The organism is Paenibacillus flagellatus (assembly GCF_003217775.1).
Classification (GTDB): Bacteria; Bacillota; Bacilli; order Paenibacillales; family NBRC-103111; genus Paenibacillus_AB; species Paenibacillus_AB flagellatus.
The window spans coordinates 123,382-145,981 of the sequence record NZ_QJVJ01000002.1 but is presented as its reverse complement, the minus strand read 5'-3'; the positions used below and the strand labels follow the sequence as shown (position 1 = coordinate 145,981).

Here is a 22,600-nt window from a genome sequence, read left to right as displayed (position 1 = left end):
GCGTTCCCTATCGATATCCGGCGGCGGCGTTACCCTCCGGCGCGCCGCCCGGACGTATACGAAAAACTCATTTTATGCAGACACGCCTCGATCTCGTCGCGCTTCGCCCGCATCGTGTCCAGCACGTCGGGCACCTTGGACTTCGGCATCCGGTATTCCGGCCCGGCGAGCGTGATCGATGCGACGACTTCCCCTTTATTCGAGAATAGCGGCAGCGCGATGCCGAAGATCGAGTCGGAATATTCCCCGACCGAGTAGGCCCAGCCGTTCCTCCGGATGACCGTCAAATCGTCGCGCAGCTTGGCGGGATCGATGACCGTTTTGCCGGTTACGGGCTTCAGCCCCTTCGCGATGATCGCCTCCTGGTCCTCGGCGGGCAGGAACGCCATGATCGCTTTGTTCGACGCGCCCGCGTACAGCGGCGTCCGGTTGCCGATCGATACGGCGTATTTCAGCTTTTGCGGGCTCTCCGCGATTTCGACGCAGATGCCTTCGTGGTAGTCGAGCCACGTGAGGAATACCGACTCCCCGGTTTCCGCGGACAACCGCTGCATGATCGGGAAGATGACGTCGGAGATGCGCAAATTGTCCCGGATGATCGACCCGTATTCCCACAGCTTCGTTCCCAGCTCGTACTTTTTCGTGTCCTGGTTTTGGATCAAAAACCCGTGCGACTCGAACGTCGTCAAGATGCGATGGACGATCGAATGGCTCATGTCCATCTCCTTGGCCAGCTCGCGAACGCCCCAAGTCGGGTTCTCTCTCGTGAAATATTCCAGCAGCTCCAGCGCGTTATCCAATGTTTTAAGAATAGCGGGCCCTCCTCCCCATATTCATCGTCCCTTTAAACGTATCATGAATATAAGTGGCAGGCTACGCTTCTTCCGGGAGAAATTTCCTTCCACGCCGGCGAGACGCTCTTGCATTCCGGCTTCGCGACCGGGCAGCGCGTATGGAAGGCGCAGCCGGCGGGCGGGTTTTGCGGACTCGGCACGTCGCCGGTCAGCACGATCCGCTCGCGCTTCGCTTCCGGGTCCGGCACCGGCAGGGCGGACATAAGCGCCTGCGTATACGGGTGGAGCGGCTTCTCGTACAGCTCGCGGGTCGGGCCGAGCTCGACCATGCGGCCCAAGTACATGACGCCGACCCGGTCGCTGATGAACTTGACGACGGACAAGTCGTGCGAGATGAACATGTACGTCAGCCCGTATTGGCCTTGCAGCTCCTGCATCAGGTTTGAGCACCTGCGCGCGGATGGACACGTCGAGCGCCGACACCGGCTCGTCGCAGACGATGAACTTCGGCCTCAGCGCAAGCGCGCGGGCGATGCCGATCCGCTGCCGCTGGCCGCCCGAAAATTCGTGCGGAAACCGATTGGCGTGATACGACGACAGGCCGACCGTCTCCATCAGCTCCGCCACCCGGAGCTTGACGTCCGACTCCGACAGCCGTTCGTGCGTCCGGAGCGGCTCCTCGAGCGTTCGCTGCACCGTCCATCTCGGATCAAGCGAAGCGTACGGGTCTTGGAACACGATCTGCATCTTCGTGCGAAATTGGCGCATCTCCCCGGGCGACAGCTTGCGAATATCGGTTCCCTGGAACCGAATTTCGCCCTCGGTCGGCTCGATCAGCCGCAGAATGGAGCGGCCGGTCGTCGACTTGCCGCAGCCCGACTCGCCGACGATGGCGAGCGTCTCGCCTTCCTCGATCGTCAGCGAGACGCCGTCGACCGCCTTGACGACGCCGACCTGCTTGGCGAACAAGCCTTTGCGGACCGGATAATGCTTCTTCAGGTTGCGTACTTCGAGCAGCGCGCTCATCGGGTTCCCTCCTCCACGAGCAGACAGCGGCATTTGTGCCCGGCTTCGATCTCGACCAGCTGAGGCTGCACGCTGTCGCACGCCTCGGTGCGGAACGCGCAGCGCGGGGCGAACCGGCATCCTTTCGGCATGTCCGCCGGATTCGGCACGCTGCCGGGAATCGGCTCGAGCCGGTGCTGCTCCTCGCCGGCCAATTGCGGCAGCGATCCGAGCAGCCCTTTCGTGTACGGATGCTTCGGGTTGCGGAACAGCGATTTGACGTCGGTCTCCTCGACTACTTGCCCGGCGTACATGACGACGACGCGCTGGCACGTTTCGGCCACGACGCCCAGGTCGTGGGTGATGAGCAGAACCGCCGTCCCGCGCTCCGCCTGCAGCTCGCGGATCAGGTCGAGAATTTGCGCTTGAATCGTCACGTCGAGCGCGGTCGTCGGCTCGTCGGCGATGAGCACCTCCGGGTTGCACGACATCGCCATGGCGATCATGACCCGTTGGCGCATCCCGCCCGACAGCTGGTGCGGGTATTCCATCGCGATCTGCTCCGGGCGGGGAATGCCGACTTTTTTCAGCATGTCGACCGCCCGGCTCCACGCTTCGGTTTTGCCGAGCTTCATGTGGAAGCGGATCGCTTCGGCGATTTGCGAGCCGATCTTGAATACCGGATTGAGCGACGTCATCGGCTCTTGGAAAATCATCGAGATTTGGTTGCCGCGTATTTTGCGCAGCTCCGAGGCGGGCAGCGACAGCATGCTTTTGCCCTTGAACCGGATGTCGCCGCCGGCGATCCGGCTTACTCCTTTGGGCAGCAGCCCCATGATGGACATGGAGGTTACGCTTTTCCCGCAGCCCGATTCGCCCACGACGCCGAGCGTCTCGCCTTTGTGCAGCACCAGATCGACGCCGTCGACCGCCCTTACGACGCCGGAACGGGTCGCGAATTCCGTCTGCAAGCCTTGGACTTCCAGCAAAGCGTCCATGCCGCGTCCCCCTTTCTTGTCGTTGTCGGACGCGAAACGCCTTCCGACTTACTTCACGCCCAAATATTTCAGGGCGGTCAGCGCGTATACTTTCGCCGCCTGCACGACTTGGTCGATCGGCGCGCGCTCGTTGAAATTGTGAATCGTCGACAGCTCCGCCGGGCCGTACTGCAGCACCGGAATGCCGTGATTGCGGAAATGCCGGGCGTCGCTCGTCGCCCATTGCAGGACGCCGTACGCCTCTTGGCCGTTCACGTCCGTAATGCTCTCGACTAGAAGCTTGACGATGTCCTCCGTCGGCGGCGTCCAGTTCGCGTTGGCCCGGAAGCCGATCGGCTTCAGCTCGACGTCGACGCCGACTTCGAGCAGGAGCCGCTTCGCCTCCGCCAGCACGTCGCGGTAATCGATGCCGAACGGCACGCGGGAGTCGACCTCGACCGTACATTTGTCCGCCACGACGTTCGCCTTCGTGCCGCCGTGAATCGTCCCGATGTTGACGGTCACGTGGTCGTACACGTCGCTGACGTCGAGCACCTCCCGCTTGCGGGCGTATTCCTTCGAAATGTCGATCATCTCCTGCACGTCGGCCGGAATGGTCGGCTTCATTTCGGTCAGCTTCTGCAGCGCCTCGATCGCCTTCGCCGCCTTCAGGATGGCGCTGTCGCCTTTGAACGGGGACAGGCTGCCGTGACCCGGCGTCCCTTCCACCGTAAATTCGAACCAGGCGCTCCCCTTCTGCCCGATCGTCGGATGCTGCGGGGACGACGGCTCGGCGATGACGGCGGCCGTACCCGTTATGAGCCCGCGCTCCAGCACCCACGGCACGCCGTAGTGACCGCCGGTTTCTTCGTCCGGCACGATGAACAGCGAGAGCTGTCCGGCTAGCGGAACGCCGAGACGTTTCAGCAGCGCGGTCGCGAAGATCAGACCGGCGAGGCCGCACTTCATGTCGGAGGCGCCGCGGCCGAGAATGTAGCCGTCACGGACGAGTCCGCCGAACGGGGGGAAGTCCCAGCGGGACAAATCGCCGGCCGGCACGACGTCGGTATGGCCGCAGAACAGCAAATGCTTCTCGCCCTCCGCCCCGATCGTGGACAGCAGGTTCAGCATGTTCGGCGCCGATTCGTGGACGTCGGTGCCGATGCCCGCCTCCTGCAAATAGTCGATAATGAACTTGCTTATGTCGCGGGTGTCGCCCGGAGGATTTTCGCTCGGAAATTGAATCAGCTTCGAACAGAGGTCGATCAGCTCGTCCTGCCGTTTGTCGATTTCTTCGAGAAGACGCTTGTTCCAATCCATCGTGAACATCTCTTTTCGTTCGAATTTGAACACGCTTGTCCGGCCGGCGGCCGGCGGGCCGCAATGAAGGCGGTCCGCCCCCGGCCGGGCCGGCTCCCCGGCTGTGCGCCGGGGACCGTTTATCCCTTTGCCTGCTTTTTCGCGTTATTGCCCTTTGCTGATCGGATAGAAGCGGATGATTTCATCCGGGTAGTACACGTAGCCTTTGACGTTTTTGTTCAAGCCGACGATCCGGTTGTATTCGTACAGATACAGCCACGGGGAATCGGTCGTAATGATTTCTTGCGCCTGCTTGTACAGCGCGTCGCGCTTCGCCTTGTCCTTCTCGTTGTTCGCCTGCTCCCACAGCTCGTCGACTTTCGCGTTTTTGTAGTTGCCGTAGTTCGACGTGCCTTTGCCGTAGAGCAGGAAGCCGAGGTGGTAGCTCGGGTCGTTGACGAACGACGTCCATTTGGAAATGTAGGCGGTCAAGTTGCGCTCCTTTTGCATTTGCAAAAATTGGGCCCGCGCCACCTTCTGGATATTCATTGTAACGCCGATTTTCGCGAATTCGGCCTGCATCAGGACGGCGTCGTCCTCCCAGTCCTGGAAGCCGGAGCCGAGCGTCAAGTCGAAGCTGAATCCTTTTTCGTAGCCCGCTTCCTTCAGCAGCTGCTTCGCCTTCTCCAGATCGTGCTTGTAGACGTAGCCCGCGTCGGAGTAGCCCGGCGTATTGCTCGCGACCGCGCTCTTCATCTGCTTCGCTTGGTCGTACATGACGTCGTGGATGAGCTGATCGTAAGGTACCGCGTAAGCGAGCGCCTGACGCACCTTTTGGTTGTCGAACGGCTTCACGTTCGTGTTCAGCGCGAAGTACAAAATCCGGTTGCTCGCGTTCGAGTTGACGGCGATTTTGTCGTTCTTTTTCAGGTCGGCGACGTCCTTCGCCGGAATTTCGATCGCCATGTCGACGTCGCCCTTGCCGAGCAGCATGACGCGGTTCGACGCTTCCTTCATGAACTTCAGCGTCACCTTGTCAAGCTTCGGCGCGCCCTGCCAGTAGCTTTTGTTCGCGACGAGCACCGCCTCGGTCGCCGGGTCCCATTTCTCGATCGAGAACGGACCGGAGCCGGCCGCATGGTTCGTCACGTAGTCGTTGCCCTTTTCCTTCATCAGCTTGTCGTCGAGAATCGAGAAGTTGTACAAGCCGATCATTTGCATGAACATGTGGTTCGGCTTGTCCAGCTGGATGACGATCGTTTTCGGATCCTTCACCGTTACCGTCTTGATGCCCGACAATTGGTACAGGAAGCTGCCGGACTTCGATTTGCTCAGACGGTCCAGCGAGTAGGCGACCGAATCGGCCGTGACCGGGTTGCCGCTTTGGAATTTCGCATTGTCCTGCAGCGTGAACGTATAGGTCAGGTTGTCGTCGGATACCGTCCAGCTTTTGGCCAGCATCGGCTTGATCTCGTCGGTGTTCGCGACTTGTCCGCCGTCCGCGTTTTTGACGCCGTAGGTGACGAGCTGGTCGTAGGCCGCCACGACGAGCGTGTCGGAGGTCAGATCGCTCGCTTCCGCCGGGTCCATCGTCGTGCCGCCTTCGGAGTAGGCGATCGTAATCGTCTGCCCGCCGCTTTGCGCGCTGGGCGCATTCGGCGTGGTCGCCGCCTGGTCGCCCGGCTTCTGGTTCGCGTTCGAGCTGCAGCCGATCGCCGCGAGCAGCAGGACGCCCGCCGCGACGGATGCCAACCATTGTTTGTTCTTCATCTCGTTCTCCTCCTCGTTAGTCCCCTGATTATGTGCCTGTATGATTCACTTGCTGGAGCGCAGCCGCGGATCGAGCACGTCCCGCAAGCCGTCCCCCAGAAGGTTGAACCCGAGAATCGACGTGGCGATCGCAAGCCCCGGAAAGCTGACGATCCACCATTGGCCGGAGATGATGTACCCCCGCCCTTCGGAAATCATGGCGCCCCATTCCGCCGTCGGCGGTTGGACGCCGAGACCGAGGAAGTTGAGGCTCGCCGCGGTCAAGATCGCGAAGCCCATCCCGAGCGTCGCCCGCACCATAAGCGGCGCCAGCGCGTTCGGCAAAATGTGGCGAAACAGGATGACGGAGTCGTTCAGGCCGATCGCGCGTCCCGCCTCGACGAACTCCTTCTCGCGCAGCGAGATCGTCTGCCCGTGCATGAGCCGGGCGAATTCGGGAACGCCGACGATGCCGACGGCGATCATCGCGCTGGACAGTCCCGGCCCCATGGAGGCGGCGATCGCCATCGCCAGCACGAGCGACGGGAAGGCGAGCAGCATGTCCATCAGTCGCATGATGACGTTGCCGAGCGCGCCGCCGTAATAAGCCGCGATGCCGCCGAGCGGAACGCCGATGCAGAACGAAATGCCGACGGCGATCAAGCCGGACCAGATCGAGATTTGGGCGCCGTACAGCACCCGGCTGAAAATATCCCGGCCGAAATTGTCCGTCCCGAACAAGTGGGAGGCGCTCGGCGCTTGCAGCTTGTCCAGCGTATTCGGCACGTTCGGATCGTAAGGCGCTATCGCCGGCGCGAGCAGCGCCAGCAGCGTCCACAGGACGATGAACAGAAGCCCGATCGTGGCCAGCCGGTTGCGAAGCAGCAGCCGAACCGTCGACAGCGCCGTATGCCCGTCCCGGGTTTTGGACGCCGCGGCCGGAATGGAAACGGTCGATTTGCTCAAAGTGGATTCCCCCTGTCCCCCCGGTTTATTCGTAGCGGATTCGCGGATCGATAAATCCGTACAACACGTCCACGGTCAAATTGATGAAGCTGTACAAGAAGGCGCTGAGCAGCGTAAACGCTTGAATCGGCGCGTAGTCGGTGGCGAGAATCGATTCCGTCACGTAGCCGCCGATGCCGGGCCACGTGAAGATCGTCTCGGTGATGACGGCCCCGCCGAGCAAGTAGCCGAATTGGAGACCGAGCACCGTGAGCGTCGGGATGAGAGCGTTTACGAGCGCGTGCTTGAAAATGACCGACCGTTCGTATATGCCCTTGGACCTCGCCGTCCGGATGTAGTCCTGCCCGATCACTTCCAGCATGCTCGAGCGCATCATTCTGGCGATGATCGCCATCGTCCCCGTGCTGAGACAAATCGCCGGCAGGATCAAGTGGGAAATGGACTGCTTCAACGCGATAAAGTCTCCGGAGAGCAAGCTGTCCAGAACGTACAATCCGGTGACGTGGGTCGGCGGATTGATGTCCTCCCCGATACGGCCGAGCGGCGCGGGGGCCCAGCCGAGCTTCGAATAAAAGAAATAAATGAGCATCAGTCCGAGCCAGAATACCGGCACGCAGGCGCCGATGAGCGAGAACACCCGGGAAATGTGGTCGATCGCCGATTCCTTCTTCGTGGCGGCGACGATGCCGACCGGTACGGCGACGAGGACGGCGATCAGGAAGCTGGCGATGGTCAGCTCCAGCGTCGCGGGGAAGCGGGTGGCGAAATCGCTCAGCACGCTGTGGCCCGTATGCCAGGCGAAGCCGAGGTTGCCCCGGACAAGCTGGCCGATGTAATCGAAAAACTGGATGTACAGCGGGTCGTTCAACCCCATCTCCTGCCGGATCTTCTCGACGACGGCCGGCGGCGCCTGCTCCCCCGCCAGCATGACCGCGGGATCTCCGGGGAGCACCCGGGAGATGATGAAGGTGATGAGCGCGATCCCGATCAGGCCCGGAATCATGAACACGATTCTTCGCACGATATAGTTAACCATCTGCTCGCCCCTTTTTCTTGAACGTGTCTTGGAGGGTTGGACCGTACGGCCGGCCGATTACATGTCAGAATATATCCCATAAATTGCGTGGGACAGCGCCACTCCAACATCGGCATCGTTCGCGCCGCGGCTTGCGGAACGAAAACGACCGTTTGAAAACCTTATCATCTGTACCTATTATCGGTACAGTGGTTCTATTTATAAATCGATTATACTTACTTCACCGCGATAAATCAATTGGATTTTATTTTTTTGTAAAAAAAGCGGGTTTTGCGTCATGTAACATGACATGAAATCCATATTTTTGCAATCTTGCGATGGAGCCTCCGCTGTACGGATACGCGGAAAGCCTGCTCCTTCCAACGATTGCGGATAGCGGAGGCGTCCCGGATCGATGCTGAGAGGGGGGAAGGCGTAAACGGCGACGATCGTCCGCGAGCAGCGGACTTCTATGAATGCAGCGGCCCCCCATCTCTTGCAGTAGATCCTGCGCATGCGTCGGTCACCCTTCCGTGCGCAGCAGTTTCCTTCTCACGCAAGGGCCACTTCCGTGCGCTTCGTTGGATTTTATCCAGTAGATAGGCGTCGCGGGGAACCGAAATCGGCCCGCTATTGGATTTCATCCAGCAGAATGCGCCATTTTGGCCGGTTGGGCTCGGATTGGGATGAATCTATTGGATGCTTTCCAATAGAGAACTAAATTCGGGGATCAAGCGAAGTTTTGGTTGGATAAAATCCAACGAGGGCCCGAGGAACGGCAGCAAGCCCCGTTCGGCGACGGTGCCGAAACGGGGCTCGCTTGCCGCTCGAGCGGCTATTTGTTCAGCGCTTTTTGATAGATCGCCGCGTATTTGTCCAGCTGCAGCCCTTTGAAGCCGGCGATATAAGCGTCCCAATCCTTCTCGATGTCTTTGCTTCCCGTGATGAACTGGGCCATGCTCGACTTCACGTAATCTTTGATCGTCGTGCGGAGCTGGGCGGCGAGCGTCGCGTCGGCCGGATCGATGTATACGTCCGACGGGTACACCGTCTCCGGCTTGCCGTACGGCTCATACTTCTTCGACTCTTTCCACAGCCGATATTCGTAGCCGTCGTTGCCGAGCGGGTCCTTCGGCGCGACGAATCCTTCGCGGATCGCGTTCGTCATGAGCATGATGCCGAGCTGCTGCCACGAATCGTTTTGCACCTGCGCCGTTTTCGTGCTCGGAATGACGGCGTATTGGGCCGGTTTGCCGTTATAGTCCGTCTCCCCGGCGTTCGCCCTCCTCCATCCTTCGCCTTCGAAGCCCCACGACGTCAGAACGGTCGCTTCCTCCGAGTACAAGTAGTCGGCCAGCCGCATGGCGGCGATCTGCTGCTCCTTCGTCGCTTTGTTCGTCAAGACGAATTGCCCGTTCCCCGCCCCGACCGAATAGCTGGACAGCCGGACGCCGTTCGGCCCCTTCAGCGGCGGCACCACCTCGAACTCTTTATGCCGCGGATTTTCGTCGTTCGCCGTATACAAGTAGCTGATGAGCGCCGTCGAAACCGCCCCCACCACCTGCTCCGGCTTGCTCGCGAGCTGCTTCACCGCATCGGCGTTTTGCGTGAAGGCCGCTTTGTCGATCAAGCCTTCCGCATACAGCTTGCGCAGGTAGCGCAGCCCTTCCCTCCATTCCGGCTGGGCGGCGGACAGCCGTACCTTCCCGTCGCTCAGGCTGAAATACGAATCCATATCGTCGTAAATGAACGCGTTCATCAAAAAGGAGTCCACGCCGCCCGCCCACATGTCGTACGAGGTCGTCAACGGCACTTCGTCCGGCTTGCCGTTGCCGTTCGGGTCCTTCTCCTTGAACGCCTTCAGCACTTCATAAAACTCGTCGGTCGTCGTCGGCATCGCGAGACCCAATTTGTCCAGCCAGCTTTTGTTGATCCACATTTTCTGGCCGTACGTGCAGTGGAAGCATTCGTTGATTTTCGGAATCGCGTAGATGCTGCCGTTCGGCGCCGTCATCGCCGCCTTCAAGTACGGCAAGTCGTTCATCGCCTTCTTGACGTTGGGAGCATGCTTGTCGATCAGCTCCTTCAGATCGAGGAAAGCGCCCTGCTGCCCGTACTTCAGCTGATCCGCCTTGTTGAAGTTGCCCCCGAGCAGGACGGCCGGATAGTCGCCGCTCGCCATCATCAGCTGCTTTTTGTCCTCCAGCGATTTTTCGGGAACGACGTTCCACTTGATTTTGACGTTCGCCTTCTCCTCCACCTTTTTCGTGAACCGGTTCGTCTCCAAGTTTTCGATCGCCGGCGATTGCGGCGCGAATACGGTCAGCTCCGTCGGCTTGTTCGGATCTTGTTGCCCGGACGAGTCGGCGCCCCCCGTTTGTCCGGATCCGTTGCCGGAGCAGGCGGACGCGAGAAGCGAGAAGACGAGCATCGTGCCGGCCGCCGCTTTGAACGTTTGTTTCATGAATAAGTCCCTCCTCGGATAAGTTTCCGTTTCCCGCTACCCTTTCAACGAACCGATCATGACCCCTTTGACGAAATGTTTTTGGACGAACGGATAGATGAGCAGTACCGGCGCGCTCGCCACGACGATCAGCGAATATTTCAGCAAATCCTTCAGCCCTTGCTGCACGAGCAGGTCGTTGACGTTCGCGACCATCGTCGGGTCGACGCTGTTCAAGATCAGGATGTTGCGCAAAAAGATTTGCAGCGGGAACAAGTCGGCGTTTTTCAAATAAATGAGCGCCCCGAAATAAGCGTTCCAATGGCCGACCGCGTACATGAGCGTCATGACCGCGAGAATCGGCTTCGACAAGGGCAGCACGACTTTCCGGATGAACGTCATGTCGCTGCAGCCGTCCATCTCGGCCGCCTCCGCCAGCTCGTCGGGAATGGTCGTCTGGAAAAACGTCCGCGCCACGATCACCTGAAATACCGCGAACGCTCCCGGAATAATCATCGCCCAGCGCGTATCGAGCAGGCCGAGCCATTTGACGACCATATAATTCGGGATGAGTCCGCCGTCGAAAAACATCGTGAACGCGAGCGCGATCATGATCGCATGGCGGCCGTAGAACGTCTTTCGAGAGAGCGGATAGGCGATCATGACCGTCATCGCGACGTTGACGAACGTGCCGACGACCGCGTAATACAGCGAATTGGCGTAGCCGGTCAAAATGTTCGAATTGCGGAATACCGCCTTGTACCCTTCGAGCGAAAACTCGACGGGCCATAGCCATACCCTTCCCGACGTAACCGCTTCCGGCGAGCTGAACGACGCGCTCACGATGTGGACGAGCGGAACGAGAATGACGAACAGGACAAGCGTCAACATCGCGTACACGAGCGTCAAAAACAGACGATCCGCGGCCGATTCCCGTATGGCGTTGCCTTTCACGACGTCTCCCTCCTTTCTTTGCTACCACAAGCTCGTGGAAGACACTTTTTTGGCGACCGCATTGACGACGAGCAGCAGGATGAAATTGACGACCGAGTTGAACAGGCCGATCGCCGCCGAGAAGCTGAAGTTGGCGCCCAGCAGCCCGACCTTGTACACATAGGTGGAGATGACCTCGGACGTGCTTTGGTTCAGCGGATTTTGCATGAGATAAATTTTTTCGAAGCCCAAGCTCATGACGTGGCCCAAGTTCAAGATCAGCAGGATGACCGTGACCGGAACGAGGCTCGGGATGTCGATATGGACGATTTTTTGCAGCCTCGACGCCCCGTCCACCTTCGCGGCCTCGTACAGGTCCGGATTCACTCCGGCAAGCGCGGCGATATAGATGATGGCGCCGTACCCGGTATACTGCCAGACGTCGGACCAGACGTAAATCGACTTGAACAGCTCCGGCTTGCCCATGAAGTCGACCGGCTCGAGCCCGAACGCTTTCATGACGTTCGCCAGAAGCCCGACGTGGGGCGACAGATTGACGATGAGGATCGAGACCATGATGACCGTCGAGATGAAATACGGCGCGTAAGTGACCAGCTGCACCGATTTCTTGAACAGCCCGTGACGAATTTCGTTCAGCGCGAGCGCGAGCAGGATCGGCGCGGGAAACCCGACCAGCAGGCCGTACAGCGTGATGCCGAGCGTATTGCGGATATATTGCCAGAAGAAAGGGGTTTCAAAAAACTGCCTGAAATATTTCAATCCGACCCACGGGCTGCCGAAAAGGCCCTGAACGACATTGTATTCCTTGAAGGCGATCAGCACGCCGAACATCGGGACGTACTTGAACACCGCGATGTAGAGCAGCGGCAGCGCCACGAGCCCGTAAAACTGCCAATGCTTCTTCATTCGCTTGACGGCGCTTCGCTTGCTCGCCCGGCGGGTAACGCCGAACGTTCGCGACGGCGCTTCATTCCGTACGGTTGTCAACCGGTTCGCCTCCTTTTCCGCCGGCGCCGCCCCGGACGGCCCTGTCGCGGTAATCGCCGGGGGACAGCCCCGTCGTTTTTTTGAACGCGCGGCTGAACGAGATCGAGCTCGTATAGCCGACGCATTCGGCGATATCCTGCACGTGGCGGTCCGTCTCGGCCAGCAGCCTGCACGCGTGGCGCATGCGCAGGCCGATCAAGTAGTCGATGAACCGCTCGCCGGTTTCCTCCTTGAACAATTTGCTCAAATATTTCCCGTTGATCTCGAACCGGTCGCTCAAATCGTCCAGCGACAAATTCGGATCGGCGAAGCACTTCTCCATGTACGTCCGGATGTCGCGGATCGTCCCGGCATGCTGGCGGTTTTCCTGAATCGCCCGCAGCTTCTCGTACAGCCGGCCGAGCGCCCACTCGAAATGAAACTCCAATTGGCCGAGCGTGTCCGACGCGTTCAACGCCTCGTTCAGCGCGGGCAGGCCCTCCTCCGTCCACAGGTCCTGAAACTCTTTGGCCATCGAGGACATCTCTTTGCCCAAGCTGTACATCATATAACCCGCCAAGTAGACGATGTCGTCCTTGTTCAGCAGCTGCTGCCCGATATTCCGGAAAATCGCCCGGAACTGGTCCCGCCAATCCTCCTTGGCCGAACGAAACGATTGGACCATGGCATGAACGTGCTGAAAGTACGCGAACGCGTTCCCTTGCCCTTCCTTCGTCACTTCCCCGTAGCAGACGATCCGGTTTCGTCCGAGCATCATCTTGTAATCGAGCGCCTGAAGCGCCTGGGAAAAGCAGGCCGGAATCGCCGCAAATGCCGGGGCGATTTCTCCGACCCCGATCGTAACGGTCAGTTTCAAATGATCCTCGACCCATTGACGGACGTGCTCCAGCAAAGCGATCGACTGCTCCTGCCCGTCCTGCCCGTCCTCGAGCTGCAGCAAAATGCCGAGCCGGGAAGGAGCCACCCATTCGGCCCAGACGACCGTCTCGCGCTTTTGCGCGATTTCCTGAATGACGCTTTTCAAGGCGAACTTGATCAAATATTGATCCCGCTGCGCGTACTGCGCGCAAAAGTCCGCATATCGGTCGATCTCGGCCACGGCCGCCGCCTGCCGCTTGGCCAAGTCGGGCAGCTGCATGGCGTCCCGATGCGCCTCCCATTGCGCAAGCCTCGCCGGATATTGGCCCTCGACCAGCTGCTGGAACAAGTACGCCTTGCGCAGCGGCATATCTTCCCGGTGCTGCTGTTGAAACCGGTTGGACTGCTCGATGAGGGTGTCCAGCGCCGACTCGATGAAGGCGAACTCGTCCTGCCGCTTGGGGTTCAGGAGGGCGCTCGTCTTGTGGTGGGAGAAGCTTTGGATGCGCGAGAGGATCTGCTCGATCGGCCGGTAGCTTCTTCTCGTGACGTATACGATCCAGCCGACGCCCGCCGCCATCATCATGACGCCGATCGCGACCCAGACGTTGTACAATTGGCCGACGATGCCGGCCAGCTTGCCGTTCACGAGACCGCTCTCAAACGTCCATCCGGTGTAAGGGGAGACGTACCGCGAGAACGTCGCCGCCCGTCCGTCCTTCGGCTCCCGGCCCGCCAGCACGTTCGCTCCTTCGGCGTCCAGGATGCGGATAAAGCTGACGGACGGATCGTACATCGTTCCGATCGTCTCGTAAATCGAATCCGCCGGCACGTTGACGACGACGAAGCCGCCGGAAGCGAACGGAGTCTTCCGGACGAGCGATACGACGGACCGGGCGTCCTTGAAGCCGAATTCCCGGAAGCTGCGCACCGTACTCCAGCTCTCCCCGCCCGCTGCCCCTTCCGCATACGGCTTGACGAACGGGTAATCCGCGTAATCCGGCAGCTTGGAGGACGTCGCGTTGCTGATGACGAATTCGTCCCTCGCCCGCACCATGTACATCGAATCGACGAGCGGATACGATACCATGAACTGATTCATCGCCTTCACGACGCGCATGTTCAAGTACACGTCGTCCTGCTCCCCGTGATCGAAAAAAGCCGACAAATCCGGGTTGTGCAGCAGCTCCGACAGCAGCATCCGGTCGATCGTCTTCAAGGACGAGTCGACGGAGCGCATCGCCTGAAGCAGGAACGTTTCGTTCGCCCGGACCGCTTCTTTCCGGCTTTGCTCGCCGAGCAGCTGAAAAAAAACGAAAAAAAGAAACGAAACGACGATGAAAAAAGCCGGCATGTACGACAGCAATTGACGGTAAAACCACGCTTTTTTGCTCATAGGGCTCCTCCGGAGGGAACGTCTTCCAAAACCGAACGCTCATATCCCATTGTAGAAGGCGGTACGCAACCGCTCAATAAACCATTTTCCACCGCGAAACCGTTATCGCCCGACGCTTCGTCCGGCCGCATGGGAGAAGGCTTCGGCTCCGGCTCCGGCTTTCGGCGGCTCTAGAACCATTCGCGGGCGCAGCGGCCGATCGGGGGATGACGCCAACAAAAAAAGGATTCATCCGTTTCGTCCGGATGAATCCTGTGCGCGACGACGAGCGCCGCCGTCGTATTCGATTCGGTCAACCTTCGATCCGCTTCGCGGTCGGATCGCAATCCGGCTTCCCGACGTTCGAGACAAGCGACAGCTTCGTCAAGTAGTAGCACTCCTCGCGAGCCATATGGTCGGCCATAAGCGGGGCGATCGTGCCGAGCAGCTCGCGGGACACGTCCATCTCCTCCAGCTCCCGCAAAAATTTCATGAACAGCAGCATCTCCATCTCCACGTCGACGTTGAATTTCGCCAGCGCCGGAAACTTCGTCGCGTTCGTCCGTAAATAGCCGGCCATCTCGACCGCCTTCAAATAAAAATGCTCGAACTGCTTCTCGAACGCCCGGCTGTCCCGCTGCAGCTTCTTCTCCGCCATATCGAGGTCGGCGGTGATCGAGGCCGCATGGCCGTAAGCGTCTTGAAGCCAGACGAGGTGGTAATGCACCGGATGGAACAGCGGCGCGGGCTTCCCGGCCGACAGCGGAGCCAGCACCCGGACGTACTCCTCCAGCTCGTTAACCATATGATTCAGAAAGCTCGGCGACAGGCCGATCGCGATGCTGCCCGTCAAGTGCCGGTTCAGCAAATGCAGCTTGAACGCCCGCAGCTCCGACGTGCGGGCCGTCGCCTCCGCATTCAGCGTCGCCAGCTCCGCTCCCGCCAGCTCCTTACGCGCCCGTTCCAGCAATCCGTCGAACACGGCGACGAACTGCCCGGCGCGGGCGATTTCCGCCGCCTCCTTCGGCGCCAAGGCGTCCCGGATAAACCGGCTGTGATCGCCCAGCACCTGCAGCCAGAAGCGATGCTCGAACAGCGCCGATTGCTCGTATGTTCCCATAAGTGGTCCCTCCGCAGTAGAAGTATCCCTGCATTGTATGTGCGGATGCCCAGTCGCGTTCGTCGGAACGCGGCGTTCATGCCCGCGCCCGGCTCGGCTACGCCCCCGGTAACGCTCGAAGCATGCGTGCCGGCGCAAACGTCGGATGCGGACCGGACGGCCGCAGCGTGGTACCGTCCGCACGGATGCATTGTCGTTCCTGTTCGGCGCGTGCTATGATGACGGTACCTACACCCCGAACCGACGCCGATAGGAGTGGGCCTTCATGGAGGAAACGCCTTACGAATATTGCGAAATATGGCGGAACGTCCCGACACCGTTGGAAAAAACGGCCGGCATGCGTCTCGTTCGAGCCGGACACAACGTCGCGAAGCCGAATTATTCGATTGGACCGAAAATGATCGAATGCTACGGGATGCACTTCGTCGTCGATGGAAAAGTAACGCTCGAGTACGGGGCCGGACAAGTCGTGCTGCCGAAAAACAGCGCGTTTTGCCTATGGCCGAACATGTCGTACCGGTACCGGATCGCGCCGTCCGCCAAGCCGTTGAAAATGATGTGGCTGTCGCTCGACGGCCCGCAGCTTCCCGAGCTTCTTCGCCGGATCGGTCTCGGCCCGGCCAAGCCTTACGAAACCGCCGTGTTCGACCGGACCGCCCGAGCGTTCGTCGGGCGGATCCACCGCACGCTCCGGGAGCCGGACGGCGATCCGCTGCACCGGCAAACGCTGCTGTACATGCTGTTCGAGCGAATGTCCAAGCTCCACGCCGACGAGGGACGGGATGCGGGCTCCGATTGGCTCGCCCGATCGCTCGACTATTTCCGGCTCCATTTCGCCGAGCCGTTGAGCATCGGGGAAGCGGCACGGCTGGCCGGCGTCCACCGGTCGCACTTTACCGCTATGTTTCACCGGGAAACCGGACTCGCTCCCCGCGAATACATCCGAAAGCTGCGCATGGACAAAGCGTCGAGCCTGCTGGAGCAATCATCGCTGTCGATCGGCGAAATCGCGCTAACGGTCGGCTACGCCGACTTGTATTCGTTCTCCCGCGCGTTCAAAAACCAATTCGGCCGTCCGCCCTCGGCCTACAAGCACCGCGGGCTGTGACGGGAAACGGAAGGCGGCCGCAGCCTGCCGCCGGCCGCGCCCGTCACGCCCCCCAAATGCGCGGCATCGGCATCGGTTCCTTGCCGAGCTCCGCCCAGACGTACCGGAGCAGCAGTTCCGTCTTGAGCGCCCGGTGTGCCGGGTCGTTCCACAAATTGCGAATTTCCCCGGGGTCCTCCTGCAGATCGAATATCTCGCCGTACGTCTGGTTGTAGTAGACCGTCATTTTGTACCGTTCGTCCACGTACGTCTTCTGATGAATCGTCGTCGGCTCGTGACGGAATTCGCATATCGCGTGATCCCTTGCCCGCTCCTCTTCGCCGCGCCAGACGGCGCTCTGGTCGACGCCGGTCATCGTCCGCGGCACGGCGATGCCCGCGAGCGACAGAAACGTCGGCGCCAGGTCGACGAGCGACTGGATCGCCGCGGACCGCCGGCCGGCCGGCACCCGCCCCGGGTACCGGACGAGAAACGGCAGCTTGATCAAGTCCTCGTAATGGAACCCGCCCTTCGCCTGCAAGCCGTGCTGGCCGAAGAAGTGGCCGTGGTCGGTCGTGAAGACGACGATCGTATCCTCCGCCAAACCGAGCTCGTCCAGACGGTCGAGAATGCGTCCGATGTAGCGGTCCATCATGCTTACCATGCCGTAATACGTCGCCACGAGCCGCTTCCGCTCGAGATCGTCCTCGATCCGGTGCGAATGGTAGCCGTGGATGCCGATGCCGGTTTCACGCAAATGCGAGAAGTCCGGATCCTGCAGCTGCGTCATGCCGAAATGGGGCGGGTTCGCGTCGTGCTCGCCGGGGGTGACGGCCGGGATCGTCAGCCGATCCGGGTCGTACATCGCGTCCCAAGGCTCCGGCACGAGATACGGCGGGTGCGGGTCGAAGAAGCTCGCCCACAGGAAGAACGGCTCGCCCGCGCCGCCGTATTGTTCCATAAGCGCATTCGTCCGCTCCGCGATCCACGCGTTGGAATGATACGCCTCCGGGAGCGGCCACCGGTGGCGGATCGACGGGTCCATCGTCCCCGTCGGCGGCACGAAGTAATCGCGCCAGTTGGCGCACCCTTTCTCCTCCATCCAGATGGCGTAATGCTGCCCGACATGCGCTTCGTTCCCGTGATTTCGGGCGAGCTCGACACGATCGAAGCCGTAGTACGGGCCGTGAAACGTCCGCCAAAAATCCAAATCGTGCACGATCGGATACGACTCGAGCGACTCGTACGTTTCCGTCGCCCGCAAAGGCTGGAAATGCGCTTTCCCGACAAGGGCGGTCCGGTAGCCGGCCGCGGCGAAATCCTCCCCGACCGTATGGCGGTCTTCGAGCAGCTTCGTGCCGAGCGTCCACGCTCCGTGCTGGCTCGGGTGCATCCCGGTAATGATCGATGCGCGCGTCGGCGTACACGTCGGGTTCGGGCAATACGCCCGCGTGAACGTCGTCCCTTCCCGCACGAGACGGTCGAGGTTCGGCGTCCGGATTTCCGGATTGAACGCCCCGATCGTGTTCCAATGCTGCTGGTCGCTCGTGATGAGCAAAATGTTCGGTTTTCTCATCGGCTCCGCTCCTTTTCGACATCGATTTCCTCGAGTATATCCCGTACGATTCGAATTGGAAATGCGGCCATGTCGTTGTCCGAATGTCGGGTTATGAATCATTCGAATCGCCGGCGGGCCCGCCGAGTCCGGATTATATTCATTTTTTCCGTAGGAACGGGGGATGTCGGCATGTTACGCTTGGAGGGACATTCGAGGAACGGAGGCCGGTTGCAATCGAGAGGAATACGAGTACGAATACGAGTGCAGAGGCGTATGAAGGCGATCGAATCGCGGACGAAACGGTCCTATCCGAAGAGAAGTCGGTCAGCCGTCGGGGAGATGTGGTGCTTCGGCCGTCCGGCCCTTGGACGCCGAGCGTGCACGCGTTTTTGAACCATCTGCGGCAAGCCGGCTTCGAGGAGGCTCCCCGCCCCGCCGGCTCGGGCTTTGCGCCGGACGGCCGCGAAGCGGTGTACTACGTGGAAGGCGAGTTCGTGCACCCCGGCCCGTGGAGCGACGAGGCGCTCATCGCGGTCGGCTCGCTGCTGCGCCGGCTTCACGACGCGTCCGCCTCGTTCGTGCCCGCCCCGGACGCGGTGTGGAAGCCGTGGTTTTTGCGCGAGCTGGGCGGGCCGAACCGGGTCATCGGGCACGGCGATGCGGCCCCGTGGAACACGGTGACGCGGAACGGCATGCCGGTCGCGTTGATCGATTGGGAATACGCGGGGCCGGTCGACCCGATCGTCGAGCTCGCCCGCGTGTGCTGGCTGTTCCCCCAGCTGCACGACGACGACGTGGCCGAGCGGGTCGGCCTTCCCCCGCTCTCTGTCCGCGCCCGCCAGCTGCGCCTGCTCGTCGACGCTTACGGCGCTTCGGCGGAGCAGCGCGGCGCACTTTTCGAGCGAATCGTCGAGGTCGTCGTCCGGGAAACCGCCGAGGAGGCGATCGATCGCCAAGTCGCGCCGGACAGCGTCGGTCCGTTATGGGGATTCGCCTGGCGCGCCCGCTCGGCCGCTTGGATGCTGCGCAACCGGGCCGTTCTGGAGCGGGCGCTGCGGTAACAAAAAAAGCCCCGCACCATGCGGGGCCGAGCCGATACCGGATCGAGGCGGCTGCGTTTCGTTATGCGAACCGCGGGGAAGGAACATGCTCCTGCAGAAGCCGGTACAGCTGAATGACCGACTCTTGCTGCTTGCTGAACCGAAACGATATTTTCACTTCGCCTTGCCAGTAAAAAATAAACAGATTGTTTTTGCGTCCGATGACAAGCTCCACGTCCCACTGCGATTGCGTCAACCGGTACTTGTCGCGATTGAAGAACAGCTTCGGTCCTTCCGAGGAATGGTACATGCCGAAAAAATCGTTTCCCATCTTCAAATAAAATCCGCGTTCCGCCGCATGGAGCCGCTCGTTCATTATTTCCAACCCCTTCGCGATAAAAGTCCGATACCGGTTCAGCCCTCTTCGTTCTCAACCGGTTTCCCGGCTTCCGTTTCGTTCGCGCCCTTCGAGCGGTCGTTTCGCACGCAAAAAAACTTCGGAACCGTTCGTTCGGCAGCTGGCTGGCTTGTTCTTCGGGCCGGATCGCCCTAAGTCTTTAGCCCCTGTAGCTTTGCGTCGCCGGCTTTCGCCGGTTTTGCCGTTATCGGGAACAACTCGAAGTTTGGCCCGGTATTTCACTATTCCTTCCTTTAGCATATGACGATCGGATCGTTCCCGCATCCTCCTTTGTACCTATTTTCAGACAAAAACGGCCGATTTTCGCAAAATCGAATCCGAATTCGACACCGATCGAGCGCCGCACTTCCGCTAAAAAGAAGAACGGGGAGCCGGGTCCAACTCGACCCGGTTCCCCGCTCGACGATTTCGGCAATCAGATCGCCCATGCGCGGCTAACGATTACCAACAAGATGAACAGAACCAAAATGACGCCCGTCGTCGTGTACAGGCCACCTACGCCTGCTCCGCATCCTGCTCCGCCAACACCGTATCCCATATTCAGTCCTCCTTGAAAATGCGATATTGTGGCGTTCGAATCGAGTTCGAACCACACGATCTACAATATGAGCCGGGGGGGAGGAAGGACTGTACGAATGCCCGGTGGGACCGACTTATTTTCGCGGCGGCCGTACGGCCGGTTCGCCTGCCGGGTCTGGCGGAACGCCGCACCTACTCCCGCTTGATGACCAGCACGGGAACTTTCGCATGCTGAACGACGTAATGGCTGACGCTGCCGAGGAATAACTCCCCGAGACGGCCAAGGCCGCGGCTGCCGATGACGATCAGATCGGCGCCGTGCTTCTCCGCATAGTCGAGCACGGCCAGCGCCGTATCGCCTTGCAGCAGCGCCGTCGTCGTGTTCGGCAAGCTGGCCGCGCGCGCTTTCGCCTCCTCCAGCAGACGCTCCGCTTCCGACATGCCGTCAAGCTCGCCCGAAACCGGCGCCGCGATCATCGCCTCGCCGACGACGAGACTCGGGAAATGGTACACGTGAACGACGGATAGCCGGGAGCCCGGCGTGCTCCGGACCAGATCGACCGCTTTGTCGAGCGCCATCTTCGACTGCTCCGAGCCGTCGTATGCGGCCAATAGATGTTGGAACGGCATGGCTGACACCTCTTTCGGGATTAGTCGGTTTCAGAGTAACACGGCTTGAGCGATCGTTCCGTGAGGAATATCACTTACTCTCATGTTACCCCGAAAGACATCGGCCGAAACAGCGGCGCCTTCATGCCGTTGCGATCGCCGTTCGCCTGAACCGGCGCCGCTACTTGTGCGGCCGAGCGGAATCGGACACCGTCCCCCGGATGCCGAAGACGGCTTTCAGCTTTCGCCCGGGCTTCCGGTACGAACGCAGCCCTTGCCGCGCATCCGCGATCCATACCCTTCTTCCGATCCACAGCCGAACATAGACGGAGTCGATCCGGTCCGGCCCGTGGATCCCCCGGAGCTCGTATTCGACGCCTTCATTCGTTTCGAATTCCGTCCGGACGAACCACCGGTTGCCGAACCCGATTTCGACGTACGCTTTCAGCCCCTGCTCACTCCTTTTCTTGCTTCGTCGGCCTTCCGGCCTCCAATCGGGCCGGAAGGCCGCGAAAAAAGGACGGTCCGCCCGGCGGTCCCGTCCTTCCCCGCGCTTGCCCGCCCGACGGCGGATGCGCCTGCGCTCATTCGCCGCCGTGCCTGCCGCTGCGGCGCACGTCCATATGGATTTTTTTCCAGCGCTCCTTCTCCTTGAGCTGCAGCGCCTTGTCCTCCTTGCGCGCCAAGTAGGCGAGCTCGCGCTGCAGCTTCAAGTAGCTCTCGTACCGGTCGGCGGCGAGCCGTCCGTCCGCTAGCGCCTCCTGCACGGCGCAGCCGGGCTCGCGATTATGGCCGCAGTCGCCGAACCGGCAATGCGCGGCCAGCTCCTCGACGTCGCGGAACCCTTGACCGAGCCCCTCGTCCGCGTGCCACAGCTGCAGCTCGCGCATTCCCGGCGTATCGATGAGCACGCCGCCGCCCGGCAGCCGCACGAGCTCGCGGTGCGTCGTCGTATGCCGGCCCTTGTCGTCGCCTTCGCGTATGCCGCTGACGGCCATGATCGCGTCGCCGTACAGCGCATTGACGAGCGTCGACTTGCCGACGCCCGACGAGCCGAGCAGCGCGACCGTACGCCCTTGGCCGAAATACGGGGCGAGCTCCGCTAGCCCTTCGCCTTCGGCGGCGCTGACGACGTGGACCGGCACGCCCATGGCGGCCGCTTCCGCCTCCGCTACCTTCTCGCGCCGCTCGGCTTCTTCGCACAGATCGGCCTTCGTCAGCAGCACGACCGGATTCGCCCCGCTTTCCCAAGCGAGAATCAAATACCGCTCCAGCCGCCGGATGTTGAAGTCCAAATTCAGCGCGTTCACGAGAAAGACGGTGTCGACGTTCGCCGCCACGATCTGCTCGTCCGTCACGTTGCCGGCCACTTTCCGGGAAAACTTGCTCGTTCGCGGCAAAATACCGTGAATGACCGCGCGGTTGTCGGCCTCGCGGTACCGGATGACGACCCAGTCGCCGACGGCGGGATAGTCGCCCCGCCCTTGAGCTTGATGACGGAGCCGACCCGCGACTTCCGCCAGCATGTCGCCGCGTTCCGTATAGATCCGGTACAGATGAGTATGCTCAAGCGCCACACGGCCGAAGCCGTCTCCCGGCTCGGCGACTTCCCGGAACGCCCGTTCCCGTTCGGCCGTCCAGCCCCATTCGTTCATATCGATATGCAATGCGGATTCCTCCCGATTCGTTCGCGGAGGCGTCATCCGCCACGTGTATGCGTTACGCGGACGGCGCTCCCGCCGATGTTGGATTTGTTTCATACGCGCTTTGAACCGTTGCCGCAATCGAAATGCTCATAGAACATCATCCTTTCGTCTCATGAACGGA

19 protein-coding genes, 1 pseudogene and 1 riboswitch are annotated in these 22,600 nt (G+C 60.8%); of the genes and pseudogenes, 2 read left to right on the top strand and 18 right to left on the bottom strand.

Going from position 1 to position 22,600, the window contains the following annotated elements:
* Window positions 1-29 precede the first annotated feature (29 nt).
* From DLM86_RS04345 to DLM86_RS04290, 12 genes and pseudogenes are all read right to left on the bottom strand, one after another.
* Window positions 30-800, bottom strand: a complete 771-nt coding sequence (locus tag DLM86_RS04345; RefSeq protein WP_245954349.1) for an IclR family transcriptional regulator — start codon at window positions 798-800, stop codon at window positions 30-32.
* Between the two features lie 53 nt (window positions 801-853).
* A pseudogene (locus DLM86_RS04340) lies at window positions 854-1,820 on the bottom strand (ABC transporter ATP-binding protein).
* Window positions 1,817-2,797 carry an ABC transporter ATP-binding protein gene (locus DLM86_RS04335; RefSeq protein WP_110838751.1) on the bottom strand — a complete coding sequence of 327 codons (981 nt, stop codon included), beginning with the start codon at window positions 2,795-2,797 and terminating at the stop codon, window positions 1,817-1,819. Before DLM86_RS04335 ends, DLM86_RS04340 begins: the two are co-directional and overlap by 4 nt.
* A gap of 48 nt (window positions 2,798-2,845) precedes the next feature.
* Window positions 2,846-4,096, bottom strand: coding sequence for a M20 family metallopeptidase (locus tag DLM86_RS04330; protein WP_110839176.1), 1,251 nt, complete (start codon window positions 4,094-4,096; stop codon window positions 2,846-2,848).
* 144 nt (window positions 4,097-4,240) lie between these two features.
* Window positions 4,241-5,845 (bottom strand): ABC transporter substrate-binding protein, encoded by a 1,605-nt coding sequence (locus tag DLM86_RS04325; protein WP_110838750.1) that lies wholly within the window; start codon window positions 5,843-5,845, stop codon window positions 4,241-4,243.
* A 45-nt stretch (window positions 5,846-5,890) separates the two neighbouring features.
* Complete coding sequence (locus tag DLM86_RS04320) at window positions 5,891-6,769, bottom strand: ABC transporter permease (RefSeq protein ID WP_245954377.1); 879 nt, start codon at window positions 6,767-6,769, stop codon at window positions 5,891-5,893.
* Between the two features lie 46 nt (window positions 6,770-6,815).
* Complete coding sequence (locus DLM86_RS04315; protein ID WP_110838748.1) at window positions 6,816-7,826, bottom strand: ABC transporter permease; 1,011 nt, start codon at window positions 7,824-7,826, stop codon at window positions 6,816-6,818.
* 814 nt (window positions 7,827-8,640) lie between these two features.
* Window positions 8,641-10,269, bottom strand: a complete 1,629-nt coding sequence (locus DLM86_RS04310) for an ABC transporter substrate-binding protein (protein ID WP_110838747.1) — start codon at window positions 10,267-10,269, stop codon at window positions 8,641-8,643.
* Window positions 10,270-10,305: 36 nt separating this feature from the next.
* A complete protein-coding gene (locus DLM86_RS04305; RefSeq protein WP_110838746.1) occupies window positions 10,306-11,202 on the bottom strand; it encodes a carbohydrate ABC transporter permease in 897 nt (298 codons plus the stop codon).
* A gap of 21 nt (window positions 11,203-11,223) precedes the next feature.
* Window positions 11,224-12,108 (bottom strand): ABC transporter permease, encoded by an 885-nt coding sequence (locus tag DLM86_RS04300; protein WP_110839175.1) that lies wholly within the window; start codon window positions 12,106-12,108, stop codon window positions 11,224-11,226.
* A gap of 61 nt (window positions 12,109-12,169) precedes the next feature.
* Complete coding sequence (locus DLM86_RS04295) at window positions 12,170-14,443, bottom strand: helix-turn-helix domain-containing protein (RefSeq protein ID WP_110838745.1); 2,274 nt, start codon at window positions 14,441-14,443, stop codon at window positions 12,170-12,172.
* A gap of 292 nt (window positions 14,444-14,735) precedes the next feature.
* Window positions 14,736-15,542, bottom strand: coding sequence for a DUF2935 domain-containing protein (locus DLM86_RS04290; RefSeq protein ID WP_110838744.1), 807 nt, complete (start codon window positions 15,540-15,542; stop codon window positions 14,736-14,738).
* 265 nt (window positions 15,543-15,807) lie between these two features.
* On the opposite strand from DLM86_RS04290, the gene DLM86_RS04285 reads away from it, so the two are divergent.
* Window positions 15,808-16,650, top strand: a complete 843-nt coding sequence (locus DLM86_RS04285) for an AraC family transcriptional regulator (protein WP_110838743.1) — start codon at window positions 15,808-15,810, stop codon at window positions 16,648-16,650.
* Window positions 16,651-16,693: 43 nt separating this feature from the next.
* On the opposite strand, the gene DLM86_RS04280 is transcribed toward DLM86_RS04285, so the two are convergent.
* On the bottom strand, window positions 16,694-18,205 hold the full coding sequence (locus tag DLM86_RS04280; protein ID WP_110838742.1) for a sulfatase family protein: 1,512 nt from the start codon (window positions 18,203-18,205) through the stop codon (window positions 16,694-16,696).
* 326 nt (window positions 18,206-18,531) lie between these two features.
* On the opposite strand from DLM86_RS04280, the gene DLM86_RS04275 reads away from it, so the two are divergent.
* Entirely contained in the window at window positions 18,532-19,248 is a 717-nt protein-coding gene (locus DLM86_RS04275; RefSeq protein WP_245954348.1) for a phosphotransferase, read from the top strand.
* 61 nt (window positions 19,249-19,309) lie between these two features.
* On the opposite strand, the gene DLM86_RS04270 is transcribed toward DLM86_RS04275, so the two are convergent.
* From DLM86_RS04270 to rsgA, 5 genes are all read right to left on the bottom strand, one after another.
* Complete coding sequence (locus DLM86_RS04270) at window positions 19,310-19,603, bottom strand: RNA-binding protein (protein ID WP_110838740.1); 294 nt, start codon at window positions 19,601-19,603, stop codon at window positions 19,310-19,312.
* Window positions 19,604-19,737: 134 nt separating this feature from the next.
* A riboswitch (cyclic di-GMP riboswitch) is annotated at window positions 19,738-19,838 on the bottom strand.
* Window positions 19,839-20,060: 222 nt separating this feature from the next.
* Window positions 20,061-20,183, bottom strand: a complete 123-nt coding sequence (locus DLM86_RS31700; RefSeq protein WP_146250151.1) for a YjcZ family sporulation protein — start codon at window positions 20,181-20,183, stop codon at window positions 20,061-20,063.
* Between the two features lie 173 nt (window positions 20,184-20,356).
* Window positions 20,357-20,794: a universal stress protein gene (locus tag DLM86_RS04265; protein WP_110838739.1), complete on the bottom strand. Its 438-nt coding sequence runs from the start codon at window positions 20,792-20,794 to the stop codon at window positions 20,357-20,359.
* A 160-nt stretch (window positions 20,795-20,954) separates the two neighbouring features.
* Window positions 20,955-21,203, bottom strand: coding sequence for a DUF3977 family protein (locus DLM86_RS04260; RefSeq protein ID WP_245954376.1), 249 nt, complete (start codon window positions 21,201-21,203; stop codon window positions 20,955-20,957).
* A gap of 154 nt (window positions 21,204-21,357) precedes the next feature.
* Window positions 21,358-22,428, bottom strand: a complete 1,071-nt coding sequence (gene rsgA, locus DLM86_RS04255) for a ribosome small subunit-dependent GTPase A (RefSeq protein WP_110839173.1) — start codon at window positions 22,426-22,428, stop codon at window positions 21,358-21,360.
* Window positions 22,429-22,600: the final 172 nt, after the last annotated feature.

Bases quoted from the DNA above. Each gene is read 5' to 3' on its own strand.
- DLM86_RS04300 (WP_110839175.1), bottom strand. From the start codon at position 12,108: ATGAAGAAGCATTGGCAGTTTTACGGGCTCGTGGCGCTGCCGCTGCTC.
- DLM86_RS04315 (WP_110838748.1), bottom strand. From the start codon at position 7,826: ATGGTTAACTATATCGTGCGAAGAATCGTGTTCATGATTCCGGGCCTG.
- DLM86_RS04310 (WP_110838747.1), bottom strand. From the start codon at position 10,269: ATGAAACAAACGTTCAAAGCGGCGGCCGGCACGATGCTCGTCTTCTCG.
- DLM86_RS04295 (WP_110838745.1), bottom strand. From the start codon at position 14,443: ATGAGCAAAAAAGCGTGGTTTTACCGTCAATTGCTGTCGTACATGCCG.
- DLM86_RS04325 (WP_110838750.1), bottom strand. From the start codon at position 5,845: ATGAAGAACAAACAATGGTTGGCATCCGTCGCGGCGGGCGTCCTGCTG.
- rsgA (WP_110839173.1), bottom strand. From the start codon at position 22,428: ATGAACGAATGGGGCTGGACGGCCGAACGGGAACGGGCGTTCCGGGAA.
- DLM86_RS04290 (WP_110838744.1), bottom strand. From the start codon at position 15,542: ATGGGAACATACGAGCAATCGGCGCTGTTCGAGCATCGCTTCTGGCTG.
- DLM86_RS04285 (WP_110838743.1), top strand. From the start codon at position 15,808: ATGGAGGAAACGCCTTACGAATATTGCGAAATATGGCGGAACGTCCCG.
- DLM86_RS04335 (WP_110838751.1), bottom strand. From the start codon at position 2,797: ATGGACGCTTTGCTGGAAGTCCAAGGCTTGCAGACGGAATTCGCGACC.
- DLM86_RS04270 (WP_110838740.1), bottom strand. From the start codon at position 19,603: ATGAACGAGCGGCTCCATGCGGCGGAACGCGGATTTTATTTGAAGATG.
- DLM86_RS04330 (WP_110839176.1), bottom strand. From the start codon at position 4,096: ATGGATTGGAACAAGCGTCTTCTCGAAGAAATCGACAAACGGCAGGAC.
- DLM86_RS31700 (WP_146250151.1), bottom strand. From the start codon at position 20,183: ATGGGATACGGTGTTGGCGGAGCAGGATGCGGAGCAGGCGTAGGTGGC.
- DLM86_RS04265 (WP_110838739.1), bottom strand. From the start codon at position 20,794: ATGCCGTTCCAACATCTATTGGCCGCATACGACGGCTCGGAGCAGTCG.
- DLM86_RS04280 (WP_110838742.1), bottom strand. From the start codon at position 18,205: ATGAGAAAACCGAACATTTTGCTCATCACGAGCGACCAGCAGCATTGG.